Genomic DNA, 14437 nt, shown 5'->3' with positions numbered 1-14437 from the left:
AGCCCCAGGACGGGGCGAATCAAACCCTCGCGTACAGGAAGTACGCTTCGGCCTTGAACTTTTCTCGCGCCTCGCATCTCACCATTTTTGAACAGTCTGCATGGTTGGACTTTTTCAACGGTCAGCTAACCTTTTTCACCCCTACCAACAGGACGCAAAGCAATGTCAGCCAAAGCAATCGACTACAAAGCCATCGCCCGCGAGGGCATGCAGCGCGGCGTGAACATCCTCGCCGACGCGGTCAAGGTCACCCTCGGCCCCAAGGGCCGCAACGTGATGCTTGAGAAGACCTGGGGAGCGCCCCAGGTGACCAAGGACGGCGTCACCGTGGCCGAGAAGATCACCCTTGAGGACAAGCTCGAGAACATGGGCGCCCAGATGGTCAAGAAGGTCGCCTCCAAGACCAACGAGATCGCGGGCGACGGCACCACCACCGCCACCATCCTGGCCCAGATCATCTTCAACGAGGGCGTCAAGCTGCTGGCCGCCGGCCGCAACCCCATGTCCATCAAGCGCGGCATCGACGCCGCCGTTGAGGCCGTGGTGGCCGAGCTGGATTCCATGGCCAAGCCGGTCAAGAAAAGCTCCGAGATCGCCCAGGTGGGCTCCATCTCCGCCAACAACGACGAGACCATCGGCGCCATCCTGGCCGAGGCTGTCGAGAAGGTGGGCGACAACGGCGTCATCACCGTGGAGGAGTCCCAGGGCCTGACCACCGAGCTGGAGGTGGTCGAGGGCATGCAGTGGGACAACGGCTGGCTCTCCCCCTATTTCGTCACCAATCAGGACAAGCAGGAGGCCATCTTCGAGAAGCCGTTCATCCTGCTCTCCGAGGGCAAGATTTCGAGCATCAAGCCGCTCATTCCCATCCTTGAGGCCGTGGCCAAGGCAGGCCGCCCGCTGCTCATCATCGCCGAGACCGTGGAAAACGACGCCCTGGCCGGACTGACCATCAACGCCATGCGCGGCGCCCTCAAGGTCTGCGCGGTCAAGGCCCCTGGCTTTGGCGACCGGCGCAAGGACATGGTCCGCGACATCGCCGCCATGACCGGTGCCAGCGTCATCTCCGAGGATGCGGGCGTGACCCTCGAATCCATCAAGCCCCAGGATTTCGGCACGGCCAAGAAGGTCGTGGTGGGCAAGAAGAACACCCTCATCGTGGGCGGCGCTGGTGACAAGAAGGCCGTCACCGCCCGCTGCAACGAGATCAACAATCTCATCAGCAACGCCACAAGCGACTACGACCGCGAGAAGCTCCAGGAGCGCCTGGCCCGGCTTGCGGGCGGTGTGGCCGTGGTCAAGGTGGGCGCGCCCACCGAGATCGAGATGAAGGAGCGCAAGGACCGTGTGGAGGACGCCCTCAACGCCACCCGCGCCGCCGTGGACGAGGGCATCGTGCCCGGCGGCGGCACTGCCCTGGTGCGCGCGGGCAAGGTGCTGGCCAAGCTCAAGCTGACCGACGACACCGAGATGGCTGGCGCTCGCATCATCGCCCGTGCCGTGGAGGAGCCCCTCAAGCAGATCGCCAACAACTGCGGCCTCGAAGGCACCGTGGTGGTGGAGAAGGTCAAGGACCTCAAGGGTTCCAACGGCTTCAACGCCGCCACCGGCGAGTACGAGGATCTGGTCAAGGCGGGCGTCATCGACCCCAAGAAGGTCACCCGCATCGCCCTGCAGAACGCAGCCAGCGTGGCCAGCATGCTCCTGACCACCGAATGCGCCATCTCCGAGGCTCCCAAGGACAAGGACAAGAAATAGCGCTCACGCGCACGAATGAATCAGAAGGCCGGGCAGCGATGCCCGGCCTTTTTGCGTGGATTATTTTTCGGCTTCCAGCACCCGGCGGGAGCCGATGTAGTGGTTGCGCCAGAAGTCGTCGAGGAGGATGGATTCCATGACCCGCTTGCCGGAGCTGGGGGCGTGGATGAATGTGCCCCGGTCGGTGACGATGCCCACGTGCAGGGATTTGTCCTTGGATTTCATGCGGTGGAAGATGAGGTCGCCCGGGAGCAGGTCGCGGGTGTCCACCGGGTCGCCAGCGCCGAACTGCTGCCAGGAGACCCGGGGCAGGGTGACGCCGTTTTGATGGTAGGTGTACCAGACCAGCCCTGAGCAGTCGAAGCCGGTGGACGGCGAGGTGCCGCCCCAGGCGTAAGGTGCGCCCACCAGGGAACGGGCCGTGCGGACAACGGCAGCGGCCTTGTCCGAGGCCGGACGCTGGGCCGAGGCAGCCGGGGTCGCGCCGGGCGGGGGCGCGCTCTTGGTGGCGCACCCGGCCAGGAACAGCGCGCTGGCCAGGAGCGAGGCCAAAAGCACGGCGTGCGCGTATCCGGCTGTGCGCGGTGCTTCTCGAAGTATCGCGGGGTGCATCGCGCGAGGCAGCACACGGGACATCATGTGTCCCATCAGGGGGCGCGGAACGCTGGCGCAAGGGGTGTGGGGCATGGCAAACCTCGCTATCGGATTGCTGAAAGAGTCATTTGCTCAGGCTGTTCAAAAACGTTCGAGTGCAAGGCGCGAAAAAAGGTCAAGGCCGGAGCGTACCTCCAGTACGTGAGGATTTGACCTTTTTGAAGCAACGCAGCAATCGGGCGTTTTTCAACAGCCTGCTATCTGATCATCAGGAACGACTCCACCCCGCGCGCGCCCTCCACGGAGCGGGCGTGGGCGATGGCCGCGTCGCGCTCCGTGGCTGAGCCGACAATGCCCAGCAGGATGATGTGGCACTGCATGGTCTTGATGTCGATGTTGGTGGACCAGATGTCCGTGTCGGCCACCAGCTTCTGCTTGACCTGGGTGTACAGGCCGAGGTTGTCGGTGGTGCCGCAGTCGTCGTGGGCCTTCTTGGGCATGACAAAGGTGGTCACGGAGTGAACCCCCTTGGTGCCCTTGGCGATGGACTCGGCCCGCTTGACTTGGTCGCGGCTCTCGTACTGGCCCACCAGGAACACCTGCCCCTCGTAGCAAAAAGCGTCGAAATCAAGGTACTTGACCAGTTCGTCGTTAAGAAACGCCCGCTCGATGGAGTAGCTGATGTTCTTGTCGTTGGTCCAGTCGCCCAGGTTGCGTTCCTCCACGGCCACATCGTAGACCGTGCAGCCGGGCATCAGCAGGAGCGACATCAGCAGACCGAACAGGACACAAAGCGAAACGGTGCGCCGCATGGCCACCTCCTCGGGGAAGTCTAGATTATGTCTATAGCGTGTTTGCGTTCCGTCCGCAAGCCGGGGGCCGACGCGGTGTCGGCAGGACCGTCAGGGCGGACGATCACTCGGAATACACCGGAGGCCGGTCGGTGTCGAGGAGCGCGAGGGCTGCGTCCATGGCATCCCCGGGCACGGTCCAGGGGCCGGACCAGGGCGGGGGCAGGGTCAGGACCGCCTCATCCGGGCGCAGGGCAAAGCAGTGCAGGCGCATGGCCGTGCGCTGGCCGGGCGGGCCGTACTTGCCGTCACCGGCCACGGGGTGGCCGCGCGAGGCGAGCTGGACGCGGATCTGGTGGGTGCGGCCCGTGAGCAGGCGCACGGCCAGCAGGCTGCGTGCCTCGCCCCTGATCAGGCAGGCCACCTCGGCCAGGGCGGTTTTGCCCGCGCCGGGTTCGACTTTCTCGCGGCCCGGTTCGCCGCGTTTTTCCAGCCGGTCTTCGAGCAGGACCGTGCCCGGCTCGGGCCAGCGTCCCAGCACCCAGGTCAGGTAGAGCTTGTCCACGCGGCCCGAGGCGAAGCGGTCGTTGAGGTCGCGCAGGGCCTCGTAGGATTTGGCCGCCAGGAGCAGGCCCGAGGTGTCGCGGTCCAGGCGGTGGGCCAGGGTGGGCGCAAAGTCGGCACCGGCAAAGGCGGCGGCCAGCCGCGCGGCCACGGAGTCGTCGATGCCGTCGCCGCCGTGCACGGCCAGCCCGGCGGGCTTGGCAATGACCAGCAGCCGGTCGTCCTCATAGGCGAATTCGAGGGGCCCGCCCGGCGCGGATGGCGCGTCATTCCCGCCGGTGTAGGGCGGGATGCGCACGGTCTGGCCCGCAGCGATGCGGTCAAAGGGCTTGGCCCTCCCCTTGTCCACGCGCACCTGTCCCTTGCGTATCCAGCGCTGGACCGCTGATCGGGGCACAGCGCCGTCGAGCCTGCGTTCCAGGAACTGGAGCAGCTTCTGGCCCGACTCGGCGGGGGTGACGGTGACAAGCTGGGCTTGCGGCATGGGCAGGGTCCGGCGGCTGCCCGTGGGCGCGCCGCCGGTGGTCTCCGCTACTTGCGATACCAGGTGCCGGACGGGTCCTGGAGCCAGGTGCCCGCCGGGGCCTGCCGGGCGATGTGGTCGGCTCGGCGCTGGCCCACCAGATCGGCGGTGGTGCTGGTCTTGCGGGCGATGGCATCGTAGACCTCGGCCCGGTCCGCGTTCTCGCCCCGGACCACGTCCGCCTGCTTTTCCGGCCCCCGGAATTCGAGGAAGCCCTGGTTGTTCTCGCCCACCGCGCCCTCGGCCAGCAGGGCGGTGACCGCGGGCAGGCGCTCAAGCATCCTCTCCTTGATCCCCTGGGCCAGGGCCGGGGCAGCCAGCAGGCAGATGACCAGGGCCGCTGCGGCGATGATCGTTCCCTTATTTCGCATTGGGCGCCTCCGTCTGCGTTTTCTTTTGGTCGATGTCCGAGAAGAAGTCGTCCAGTGCCCTGTCCACCCTGACGTTGACGTCGATGGTGATGTGGATGGGCTTGACCTCCACCGGGGCCACCTCCACCCTGTGGGTCGAGCCGCAGCCAAGCGGCGCGAGCAGCAGGGCGGCGGCCATGATGGCGAATCCGTGTTTCATGATGATCCCCTTATTGAATGCGTCCGATGACGTCTTTATACAGCAAAATCCGGTCCAAAGGTAAGGTGAAGTTCACGTCCAGGCGCACTCCCTGGAAGTGCGAGCCGCCGATGTCCCCCTCGATCTTGACAAAGCCGCCGATGTCCTTGCGGTAGACAAAGGGAAGAATGTCCGCAGGCTTGCCATCCAGAGAGAGGCGCACGAGCAGGTCGCGGTCCACGGTGTCGGCGCGCAACCGTATCCATTTGTACTCGAAGTCTCCCAGCGCGGCCCGGGCCAGTTCCAGCTGGGAGCGCTCTGCCGTGCCCTCGGGGACGGCGGCCACGAGGTCGTCCAGTCCCTCCACCTGGATGAACCCGCCCTCGCCGGGCGTGGAGTGCAGAAAGCCCTGGTGGAAGGTGATCTGTCCGTTGCGCCAGCTCACGGGCAGTTCGCCGCTCAAGGTGGAGTCGCCCCGCGCCCTGGCCAGCCCGAGCTGTGCCAGCAGATCGGAGAGGCGAAGCCCGGTGCAGTGCAGGGTCACGTCGTATTCGTCGTGGCCCGGCACCACGCGGAAGGCCCGGCTCTCCACATGGCCGCCGCACCACTCGAAGCGGGCACGCTCCACCAGGGTCACGCCGCCCGGCTCCAGCTGGAAGGCGATCACCGCCTCGGTCATCTCGATGCCCGCCGCGCTGACCCGGTCGATGGTCAGCACCTGGGCCGGGGCGCTGCGGAACTCGATGACGTCCGGCGATTCGAAGAAGAGGCGGATGCCCTCCAGGCGAACGCCGCCCTCTTTTTCACCGCTCCTCTGCTCGCTGCCAAAGGCCATGGCCCCGTCAGACACGAAGAGCCCGAGCCGGGTGCGCAGGCCGGTGTCGTCAAAGGTCGCGCCGCCCTCGATGGCGAGGGTGCCGCTCACCGCCACCCCGGCCAGCGCGGGTGTCAGGGTGCCGGGGTCGAATCCGGCGGGCAGGTCGTAGCGGTCCACAGAGAAATCCAGCGCGGCGCTGCCCGTGTCGAGGGAGGCGGTTCCGGCAAAGGGGACGCGCAGCTTGGGCAGCAGGGGTGTGTCCAGATGGCCGCTGAACCGGAGGCCAAGAGCCTCCTGGCGCAGGGTCGCGGCCATGGAGCCGATGGCCCGGCCGCCTGCGCGTATTCCGGCCACGGTCAGGCGGCCGCTGTCGTGCCTGCCGGGCACGGGCCAGACCAGGGGCAGGCGCAGCGCCACCGCGCCGGTGGCGAAATCCGTGCCGTCCAGGGAACTGGTGCGGGTGCGCGCCTCCAGCACCGCGCTGGAAGTCAAGGACCGGTCAGGGGTTGCAGGCGATACCGTGCCGCGCAGGGACAGGGCCAGCCCGGCCAGCCGGACGGTGCGGCCGCCAGCCACGGCGCGCAGCGAGCCCTTCTCTTCCATGGACAGGGCCACGGCCCAGTCGTCGCCCTCGCGGGTGGCCTCGAAGATGCCCGGGATGATCGTGCCGGACGGGAATGTCGCGGTCGAGGCCAGGGTGAAGGCGGCGTGGACGGCGTCGGCGCTCAGGCTGACCTCGGGCACATGCAGGGTCAGCGGGTGCGGTCCGGTCAGGGCGATCGGGTCGAGCTGCGCGGTGGCGTTGCCATCTGCCAGTTGGGCGGCAAGGCGCAGGGGGGCTCCATCGGCCAGGGTCAGGCCGAGGCAGGCGAGGTCCGGCCGGTGCAGCGCGGCCGAGGCCGTGGCCTCCACCTCCTGCGGCCGTGACAGATCAAGGGCGGCCGTCAGGTCGAGGTCAAGGTCGCCGCCCACGGCCAGGGGCAGCAGATCACCCAGGCTGGCCAGCCGGAATCCGCTGGTGGTCATGGTCATGGTCACGTCGTCCATGGTCGGGCCGAGTTCGGCGGCCACGTCCACGGGCTGGTCGCGCACGCGCAGGGTGGCGGCCACGCGCAGGGAGTCGCCTACCTCGTCGGGCAGGACCACGGTGGCGGCAAAGGGAATGAACAGGCGCACGCCCGGCAGGTCCAGAGTCAGGGTCGAGTTCTCGATGACCAGCTCGTCAAGGGGCAGGTCGGGCAGGGGTGCCTTGCCTGCCTGGGGGTTCTTTTCGGTTGCCGGAAGCAGGTCGAGCAGGGGCAGGCGGAAGTTCTGGCCATCGTGGGAGGCGGTCAGGGCCGCGCCCCGGATGACCACCCGGTGAACGCGCCCGAGCTTGAGGGAGGCCGGGGTGTAGGTGACGCGCACGCTTTCAAGGCGCAGGCCGTCGGCCGGGTCGCCCGATGGCGCGGCCAGGGTCACGGGACCGATGTCGGCGGAGAAGAGTCCGGCGCTGCGGATGTGGAACTCGGCCACGGGCAGGCCCATGTCCCGGGCCAGTCGCGGAATGAGCCGCTCCAGATAGCCCGGCGTCCAGGCCGAGAGCCACCACCCCGCGCCCAGGCCCAGGGCCAGGACCCACGGCGTGACGCGAAGCGTCCACTTGATCAGGCTTCGGGCAAGGGATTTCGACATTCCCGCATCATAGTCGTCCTGCCCGGTCATTGGCAAGGAGGAGTGGCAACTATCGCAGCAGTCCCGGGGCAAAGGTCACAAGCCCAGGGAAGGCCATGAGCAGGGCGATGCAGACGATGTAGGCGGCCATGAAATAGCTCACCCCCTTGAATACCGAGGCCATGGGGACGTTCTTGGCCATGGAGGCCACGATGAACATGTTCACCCCCACCGGCGGGGTGATGGCCCCAAGGCTGGTGACCACGGTGATGAGCACGCCGAACCACAGCGGGTCGTAGCCCATGGCCGTGACCACCGGGAAGAAGATGGGGATGGTCACCAGGAGCAGGGCCAGGGCGTCCATGACCATGCCGCCCACCACGTAGATGAGGCAGATGACGGCGATGATGACCAGGGGCGGGATGGGCAGCCCGGCCACCCAGGCTGCGGCCTCGAAGGGCATGCGGGTGATGGTCAGGAACCGGCCGAAGATGACCGCGCCCAGGACGATGACCATGATCATGCAGGAGATCTTGAGGGTGTCGTTGACCGCCATACGGAATTTCTCGAAGGTCATGCGGCCCGTGGCCGTAGCCAGGAGCAGGGCCATGCCAGCGCCTGCCGCGCCCGCCTCGGTGGGCGTGAACAGGCCGAGGAAGAGCCCGCCCATGACCATGAGGAAGATGACCACCATCTCGATGGACCCGGGCAGGGAGCGCAGCTTGTCGGCCAGGGTGGTCTTGGGGCCGGCCGGGCCCCACTCGGGATGCCTGCGGCACAGGAGCCAGATGGTGGCCATGAAGAGCAGGGTCAGCAGGATGCCCGGGACCATGCCGCCCAGGAAGAGCTGGGCAATGGACTGGCTGGTCTGCAACCCGATGATGATGAGCACCACCGAAGGCGGGATGACCACGCCCAGGGTGGCTCCGGCCGCCACCGAGCCGGTGGAGAGGATCGGGTTGTACTTGAATTTCTTCATCTCGGGCAGGGCCACGGTGGACATGGTGGCCGCCGTGGCCGAGTTGGATCCGCAGATGGCCGAGAATCCGGCGCAGGCCAGGACAGTGGTCATGGCCAGGCCGCCGCGAATCTCGCCCATCCAGGCGTAGGCCGAGCGGTAGAGCCGCTCGTTGACGCCGGAGTAGAAGCAGATCTGGCCCATGAGGATGAACAGGGGGATCACCGTCAGCCCGTAGTTGGAGAACACGTCCCACAGCTCGGTGCCGAGCATGCCCGTGGCCGCCTTCCAGTTGAGGACGTAGGCAAAGCCCAGGAAGCCGATGATGCCCATGGCGAAGCCGACCGGGATGCGCAGAAAGAAGATGGCGGCCAGCAGGGCGGCCGTGCCGACGATGCCGGCGGTGATCGGGTCCATTAGTCCACCGTTTCGGATGTCAGGGTTTTGAGCGCGTCCACCGCCAGGACAAAGGTCAGGGCCAGACAGCCGAAGGCCGAGGCGTAGACAAAGGGGTGGAAGATGATGGTCAGGGTCTCGGAGACCTCGCCCGTGTCAACGAGGAAGGTGGCCCACTTCCACGTCTCGATGCCCGCCAGGGCGAAGAAGGCGCAGGAGGCGAGGCTGGTGCCCGCCTCGGCTGCCCGGCGTACGGCCCGGGGAAAACGCGCCAGCAGGATGCCCACGGCCACGTGCGAGCGCTGGCGCTGGGCAAAGGCCAGGGAAAAGGCGGCCACCACCGCGCCAAAAAAGCCCATCAGCTCGAAGGTGCCCTGGATGGGCACCCACACGGCGCGCAGGATCATGTTGGCGCAGGCCAGGGCGACCATGGCCACAAGGAAGATTCCGGCCAGCGCGGTCAGGCATTTCGCCAGGAGCGCGCTCAGTCTGTCGAGGGTGTCTATCATGGTTGGTGACGGCGCGCCCCGGCCTGAGCCGGGGCGCGCGCGGGGGTTACTTGCCGTGTTCGGCCTCGTACTGCGCCTTGAGGGCGAGCATGTCGGCCAGGATGGCGTCGGCGTCGAGGTCCGCCTTGGCCGCGTCCGCCTTCCACTGGTCGATGAGGCCCGCGCTCTTGGCGCGGATTTCCTCGTGCTCGGCCTCGGTCAGGGTGAAGACCTCCACCTGGTACTGTTCCCTGGACCACTCAAGGGAGTCATGGATGTGCTTGTCGAGGTACTGGCCGGTCCACAGGGCCTGATCGCGGCCGAGGTCGTCCAGGGTCTTCTTGACGTCCTCGGGCAGGGAGTCCCAGCGGGCCTTGTTCATGATCACCGCAAAGGGGTAGACCGGCATGTTGGTGATGGTCTCGTAGCGACAGAGTTCGGCGAAGTTGAAGTCCTTGAGCACGTCAAAGGAGGAGACCAGCCCCTTGACCACGCCCTTTTGCAGTGCTTCCGGGGTCTGGGACATGGGCATGCCCACGCCCCGGGCGCCCAGCGCCGAAAGGATGTCGAGGATGGAGCCTGAGGCGCGAAGCTCCACGCCGCGCAGATCGGACAGCTGCCTGACCGGCACCCGGCTCATGATGTTGGACGGGGCCGAGGTGAACACGGTCAGCACCTTGACGTCTCCAAGCTCGGCTGGCTGGTACTTCTGGTACAGGTCCCACATGGTCAGGCTGGCCACGGTGGTGGAGGTGAACGCCACCGGCAGGTTCAGCGCGGACATGGCCGGGAACACGCCGGGATAGTAGGGCAGGCTGATGCAGCCGATGTCGGCCTGGCCGGTCTGCACGCCGCGCAGCATGTTCTTGGCCCCGAGCAGGGTCGAGCCGGGGAAGGTCTGGATGGCCAGGGCCCCGCTGGTGCGCTTTTCCACCTTGTCCTTCCACCGCTCCATCTGGATGCAGGGGAATGTCGAGGCGGGCGGGAAGTTGGCGTAGGTCAGGGTGGTGGCCGCCACGGCAGTGGCCGCCATGAGGCAGGCCAGGGCGGCGGCCGCCAGCAGGGTGATCAGCGTTCTCATCGGTCTCTCTCCTTGGGGACTGTGCCATGCCCGGGCGGTGCTCCCACCCCGGGGTTACTGGGTGTGCAGGTCGTACGCCAGCACCACGGTCTGCCGGTTGGTGAAGCCCATGCCTCCGGGGAAGGTGTTGAGCAGCACGCACAGCTGCATGTTGCCGTCGTTGTTCAGGTCGGCCACGGCGATGTCGGACACCTGCCCTTTGATGCGGCGGGTCTTCCAGGACAGGGCCATGCCCACGCCGTCCCAGGTCAGGGCGTGGATCTCGCCCTGGGTGTAGTAGTTGAAGCGCTCGAAGACCTGGGCCGCCACCGAGAGGTCCCTGTTGACCAGCAGCTCGTACTGTCCCTTCCGGGACAGGGACGCCACGACCATGCGGAAGGGGACGTTGTAGGAGCTGACCACGGAATCCACCGAACCCGGTCCCATGCCCAGGGGTCTGTCGCTGGTGGCGATGCCGAGGCCCGAGCTGTTGTAGGTCTCCTCGTCCGTGGACGAGAGGCGCTCCATGGTCTGGCTGTAGACCTTGAGCCGGTGGGAGTCGTCGAGGACCACGTACTTGAAGCCGAACTCGTCGGGCAGATAGGCCATGCTGTAGATGGTGCCGAACTCGGGCGAAGGGATCGACTGGCCCAGTTCGATGCTGTTGCCTTTGAGGTATGCCTCGTTGATTCTCTGGGAGAAGAGGTGGCGGGTGCCCTTGTCCTGGGCGACCAGGATCGGGGTGTAAGCCGGGGGCATGCGCAACACGCCGAGGAACCGTCCGTAATCCTTGACCACGAACTGGAACTTGCCACCCTTGAAGGTGAGGATGTGCGATTTGGGCCATCCGTCGGGAGCCAGGAGCCCGCTGCGTCCCTGGGTCTGGTAGGTGCCGATGATCAGTTCAGGCACGCCGTCCCTGTCGAGATCGGCCGCCTCCAGGCGGAGGTACTGCGTGCTCGCGGTCAGGTCCATGGTGTCGAGCTGGCGCAGCTTGCCGTCTTCGTAGCGGTATGCGCCGATGCCCGTCCTGTGGAGGATGAAGACCTCGTTCTGGCCGTCGCCGCTGCCGTCTGCCACCACCATGCTGGTGGAGAAGAAGCGCAGGGTCTGGCTGCGCCAGCGGCCCTCGGTCTCGGAGCCGCCCTCATAGCGGAACTGCGGGTTGAGCGTGTCGGGCCGGTACTGGTCGTCCTGGGCCATGAGGAACTGGGTGTTGACAGGTTCCGTGGGATTGGACACACCGTCGCCGATGTCGGTCGTCCTGGCGACTGTCTCGCTGGCGCTGTATCCGGGGCGGCGGAAAACGTCGCCCATGACGGATTTGCTTTGGGCGTCGAGCCAGGAAGTGACCTGGTTGATGTTCATCTGGCCCTTGTTCTCCCAGTATCCATCGTCGGCACCCATGGCCATCATGGTCAGGGTGGCCTCATTGTCGAGGATGGAGATGGTGCCGGAGACCACGTAGTCGAGGCCCGTGGTGCGCAGGGCGTTGACCATGTCGGCCCGGCTCCTGGGCGTGGCGATGCCCTCGATGGCCGACATTCCGGCGGGCACAACGTGTCCGCCCCACTCCAGGCTGCTGCTCAGGCTGGACTGGAAGGCCTGGGGAAAGTAGGCGTATTTTTGCGGACCCGTGTAAGTGAACGGGAACACGGCAAATTTTTTCGTCCCCTGGGCCAGGGCCGGAGCGGCCGTGAGCAGAATCGCGAACAGGGCGATGGTCAGGGCGGCGAAACGTCGATTCAGCATGTATTCCTCCGTGCTGGGGCCGGTCGCGTCCATCCGGTTGTGCCCGGTCGGTCGCTTCTCGTATGGTTGTATCCTGTCGGTTGCGCCATGCGCTGCCGCATGGCAGGCACTTGTACCAGTTTCCGGCCCGGTATGCAAAGCCCCTTCTGCGGTTGCCTCCCCCCGGACAAGACGGTATTGGTCCGGCTGACCGGGGCGCGGCGGGGGTTTGGTTCGGGCCGCCTGCCGCTGTCGGCCCGGCCCGCGCCTCGCCATGGCCTGCAACCCGTCCCGGAGAGAGTTGATGACCACGATGCTTCGTACCTTCAGGCTTGTCTGCGACGCCCCGGATGTCTCGCGCGTCGAGGCACTGCTGGCCGAACAGGGTTTTGCCTTCGAGCCCGAGCCCTTTGATCACATGGCCCGGCGGCTGACGCGCGAGCCCTTTTCCCTGGGCGAGAGTCTGGCGGCCCGGTTCGGGCGTATATACATTCAAGACCGCTCCTCCATGCTCCCGCCGCTGCTGCTGGACCCGCCGCCTGGAGCCTGCGTCCTCGACATGTGCTCGGCCCCGGGCAGCAAGACCGGCCTGCTGTCACGTCTGGTCGGGCGCGGGGGATTCGTCTTCGCCTCCGAGCCATCGGCTGACCGGCTCGGCACCCTGCGCGCCAACCTGCGTCGCACCGGCTCCGTCAACACGGCCACGGCCAGGGCCAGGGCGCAGGAGCTGCCTTTCCCGGAAGGCTCGTGGGAGTTCATCCAGCTCGACCCGCCGTGCAGCGGCTGGGGCACGGTGGACAAGAATCCCAAGGTCATGGACCTCTGGGCCGAGGACAAGACCGGCCCCCTGGTGGCATTGCAAAAGACGCTCCTGACCAAGGCCACGACCCTGCTCGCGCCCGGCGGCCATGTGCTCTACTCCACCTGCACCACCAATGTGGAGGAGAACGAGGCCCAAGTGGCCTGGGCGCTCGAAGCCCTGGACCTGGAGCTTGAGCCTCTGGCCGCGCCGTCCGGCTTTGTTTTCGGCCCGCCCGCCCTGCCGGGCATGGAGGGCGTGCTGCGCGTGGCCGACGATTCCGAGGGACAGGGATTCTTCCTCGCCCGGTTCCGCAAACGGGGCGCCCCGTGCGCACCGATGGTTCCCGGTGCGCAGAAATCGTCCCTGCCCGGCACCCGGCTGGACCTGTCGAGCCTCGACAATGCGCAGGCCCTCAACCTGGAGGCGTTGCCCCCGGGCGAGGTGTACGATTTCGGCGGCAGGGCGTTTTTTCTGCATGCCCAGGCCCTGGCCCGGATGCCGGAAACCTTGCGCTGGCAGGGATTCCCGCTGGGCAAGGTGGCCGGTTCGGGCCGGGGGGAGGCCCGGGGGGAGAGCAGGAAGGAGAGCCGCCGGGCAGAGCGGGACCCGCGCCGCGCCCAGCCCCGGCAGGACACGCATTTCAAGCCCGACGGGGCGGCCCGGGTGCTCCTCCTCCCCCTTGAGGCGGTCCGCCCGGGCAACGCCCTCAATGCGGAGACCATCGCGGACCTTGAGCGGCTTGTGGCCGGGCAGAGCCTGGTCCACGCCCCGGGCAGCGGCCCGGTGGGGCTCTACTTTCAGGGACTGCCCCTGGCCTGGCTCTCGCGCAAGGGCGGGCGGGTCGTTTTGTCGGCAAAATAGCATATCATTTCAACGGATTGACTGCACACTATTTTTTGTCGAAAAGCGTTGACAAAAAAACCGCTCATGGGCAGTATCCCCTTCGCTGAACGCGGAAGAGTTGCCTGAGCGGAGCGCGTCACCCCGGCTGTGAAAATGGGTTGACAAAAAACTCCGGGCCAAGATAAAGACACTCTTCCTGCGGGCGGGTAGCTCAGCTGGGAGAGCATCGGCCTTACAAGCCGAGGGTCACAGGTTCGAGCCCTGTTCCGCCTACCAAATTTGCAGTAAAGCGTCACTTAACGCGCTTTATATAGATGCGGAGCCGTAGTTAAGTTGGTTATAACGCCGGCCTGTCACGCCGGAGGCCGAGGGTTCGAGTCCCTTCGGCTCCGCCACTAAAGATCAAGGACATCAATGAGAGTTGGTGTCCTTTTTCTTTGGCTTTGCCGATTTGCCGTTGTGTGGCTCGTTCACGTGGCTCCTTGCTTTTTTCAGTCTTGCATCGGGCCATTCATGCCCACCTCCACTCTTCTTCAAGCTCAATCGCTTCTTTATGTTGAGCGAGCAACTCTTGAGCAAGTTCCGTTGGAATGGATAATGTTTGCCAGAGAAAAACACTTCAATCGAATCTCAGAAGGACTAACATAGTGTCCTTCAAGCTGTTCTAAAAAATCAGATGGTATAATTTTACTCGGAGGGAATTAGAAGGATGGCTTACAAAAGGGATTCTTATCGGCTATTGCGGCGTGTACCTTTTCTCGAAGCATCTGCCCTAAGTCTGCTTCCTTTTCTAAAACAAAATACAATTCATCGAGTGAACACAGACAGAATACTGTTTTATGAAGAGACTCTTTGCACAAGGAAACCGCTGTATCCGCATAACCTGAGGCTGAGATGAATATCCCCCTAG

13 protein-coding genes and 2 tRNA genes are annotated in these 14437 nt (G+C 65.7%); 4 read left to right on the top strand and 11 right to left on the bottom strand.

Annotated features, from left to right (window positions below):
* Positions 1–162: 162 nt before the first annotated feature.
* Complete coding sequence (gene groL / locus QQS14_RS15110; RefSeq protein ID WP_285907849.1) at positions 163–1758, top strand: chaperonin GroEL; 1596 nt, start codon at positions 163–165, stop codon at positions 1756–1758.
* Positions 1759–1818: 60 nt separating this feature from the next.
* Here groL and QQS14_RS15105 read toward each other — a convergent pair whose 3' ends face one another.
* The 10 genes from QQS14_RS15105 to QQS14_RS15060 form a co-directional block, all read right to left on the bottom strand.
* A complete protein-coding gene (locus QQS14_RS15105) occupies positions 1819–2316 on the bottom strand; it encodes a C40 family peptidase (protein WP_285907848.1) in 498 nt (165 codons plus the stop codon).
* 293 nt (positions 2317–2609) lie between these two features.
* The gene (locus QQS14_RS15100; protein ID WP_285907847.1) at positions 2610–3164 is read right to left on the bottom strand and encodes a BON domain-containing protein; all 555 of its coding nucleotides are present in this window, start codon (positions 3162–3164) and stop codon (positions 2610–2612) included.
* A gap of 103 nt (positions 3165–3267) precedes the next feature.
* Positions 3268–4191 carry an RluA family pseudouridine synthase gene (locus tag QQS14_RS15095; RefSeq protein ID WP_285907846.1) on the bottom strand — a complete coding sequence of 308 codons (924 nt, stop codon included), beginning with the start codon at positions 4189–4191 and terminating at the stop codon, positions 3268–3270.
* 47 nt (positions 4192–4238) lie between these two features.
* Positions 4239–4601, bottom strand: a complete 363-nt coding sequence (locus QQS14_RS15090) for a YdbL family probable chaperone protein (RefSeq protein WP_285907845.1) — start codon at positions 4599–4601, stop codon at positions 4239–4241.
* Complete coding sequence (locus QQS14_RS15085) at positions 4591–4800, bottom strand: hypothetical protein (RefSeq protein WP_285907844.1); 210 nt, start codon at positions 4798–4800, stop codon at positions 4591–4593. The genes QQS14_RS15090 and QQS14_RS15085 overlap by 11 nt, the downstream gene beginning before the upstream one ends.
* Before the next feature lie 10 nt (positions 4801–4810).
* The gene (locus QQS14_RS15080; RefSeq protein WP_285907843.1) at positions 4811–7270 is read right to left on the bottom strand and encodes an intermembrane phospholipid transport protein YdbH family protein; all 2460 of its coding nucleotides are present in this window, start codon (positions 7268–7270) and stop codon (positions 4811–4813) included.
* Positions 7271–7319: 49 nt separating this feature from the next.
* Complete coding sequence (locus QQS14_RS15075) at positions 7320–8624, bottom strand: TRAP transporter large permease (RefSeq protein WP_285907842.1); 1305 nt, start codon at positions 8622–8624, stop codon at positions 7320–7322.
* Positions 8624–9112 carry a TRAP transporter small permease gene (locus QQS14_RS15070; protein ID WP_285907841.1) on the bottom strand — a complete coding sequence of 163 codons (489 nt, stop codon included), beginning with the start codon at positions 9110–9112 and terminating at the stop codon, positions 8624–8626. The genes QQS14_RS15075 and QQS14_RS15070 overlap by 1 nt, the downstream gene beginning before the upstream one ends.
* A gap of 46 nt (positions 9113–9158) precedes the next feature.
* Complete coding sequence (locus tag QQS14_RS15065) at positions 9159–10172, bottom strand: TRAP transporter substrate-binding protein (RefSeq protein ID WP_285907840.1); 1014 nt, start codon at positions 10170–10172, stop codon at positions 9159–9161.
* Positions 10173–10226: 54 nt separating this feature from the next.
* Positions 10227–11903, bottom strand: coding sequence for an FG-GAP repeat domain-containing protein (locus QQS14_RS15060; RefSeq protein ID WP_285907839.1), 1677 nt, complete (start codon positions 11901–11903; stop codon positions 10227–10229).
* Between the two features lie 283 nt (positions 11904–12186).
* On the opposite strand from QQS14_RS15060, the gene QQS14_RS15055 reads away from it, so the two are divergent.
* The 3 genes from QQS14_RS15055 to QQS14_RS15045 all read left to right on the top strand — a co-directional run bounded on the left by QQS14_RS15055 (position 12187) and on the right by QQS14_RS15045 (position 13922).
* The gene (locus tag QQS14_RS15055; protein WP_285907838.1) at positions 12187–13545 is read left to right on the top strand and encodes an NOL1/NOP2/SUN domain family protein; all 1359 of its coding nucleotides are present in this window, start codon (positions 12187–12189) and stop codon (positions 13543–13545) included.
* Positions 13546–13727: 182 nt separating this feature from the next.
* Positions 13728–13803, top strand: a tRNA-Val gene (locus QQS14_RS15050).
* A gap of 42 nt (positions 13804–13845) precedes the next feature.
* A tRNA-Asp gene (locus QQS14_RS15045) sits at positions 13846–13922 on the top strand.
* A 306-nt stretch (positions 13923–14228) separates the two neighbouring features.
* Here the strand turns inward: QQS14_RS15045 and QQS14_RS15040 are convergent.
* Positions 14229–14437: hypothetical protein (locus QQS14_RS15040; RefSeq protein ID WP_285907837.1), on the bottom strand; the 209-nt coding region annotated here is incomplete at its 5' end.

This window comes from Pseudodesulfovibrio pelocollis (assembly GCF_030282845.1).
GTDB classification, from domain to species: domain Bacteria; phylum Desulfobacterota; class Desulfovibrionia; order Desulfovibrionales; family Desulfovibrionaceae; genus Pseudodesulfovibrio; species Pseudodesulfovibrio pelocollis.
This window is presented reverse-complemented; position numbering and strand designations above follow the sequence as displayed.

Excerpts from the sequence above, each read along its gene's own strand:
- groL (WP_285907849.1), top strand. The coding sequence starts at position 163 with ATGTCAGCCAAAGCAATCGACTACAAAGCCATCGCCCGCGAGGGCATG.
- QQS14_RS15100 (WP_285907847.1), bottom strand. The coding sequence starts at position 3,164 with ATGCGGCGCACCGTTTCGCTTTGTGTCCTGTTCGGTCTGCTGATGTCG.
- QQS14_RS15095 (WP_285907846.1), bottom strand. The coding sequence starts at position 4,191 with ATGCCGCAAGCCCAGCTTGTCACCGTCACCCCCGCCGAGTCGGGCCAG.
- QQS14_RS15090 (WP_285907845.1), bottom strand. The coding sequence starts at position 4,601 with ATGCGAAATAAGGGAACGATCATCGCCGCAGCGGCCCTGGTCATCTGC.
- QQS14_RS15085 (WP_285907844.1), bottom strand. The coding sequence starts at position 4,800 with ATGAAACACGGATTCGCCATCATGGCCGCCGCCCTGCTGCTCGCGCCG.
- QQS14_RS15080 (WP_285907843.1), bottom strand. The coding sequence starts at position 7,270 with ATGTCGAAATCCCTTGCCCGAAGCCTGATCAAGTGGACGCTTCGCGTC.
- QQS14_RS15075 (WP_285907842.1), bottom strand. The coding sequence starts at position 8,624 with ATGGACCCGATCACCGCCGGCATCGTCGGCACGGCCGCCCTGCTGGCC.
- QQS14_RS15070 (WP_285907841.1), bottom strand. The coding sequence starts at position 9,112 with ATGATAGACACCCTCGACAGACTGAGCGCGCTCCTGGCGAAATGCCTG.
- QQS14_RS15065 (WP_285907840.1), bottom strand. The coding sequence starts at position 10,172 with ATGAGAACGCTGATCACCCTGCTGGCGGCCGCCGCCCTGGCCTGCCTC.
- QQS14_RS15060 (WP_285907839.1), bottom strand. The coding sequence starts at position 11,903 with ATGCTGAATCGACGTTTCGCCGCCCTGACCATCGCCCTGTTCGCGATT.
- QQS14_RS15055 (WP_285907838.1), top strand. The coding sequence starts at position 12,187 with ATGACCACGATGCTTCGTACCTTCAGGCTTGTCTGCGACGCCCCGGAT.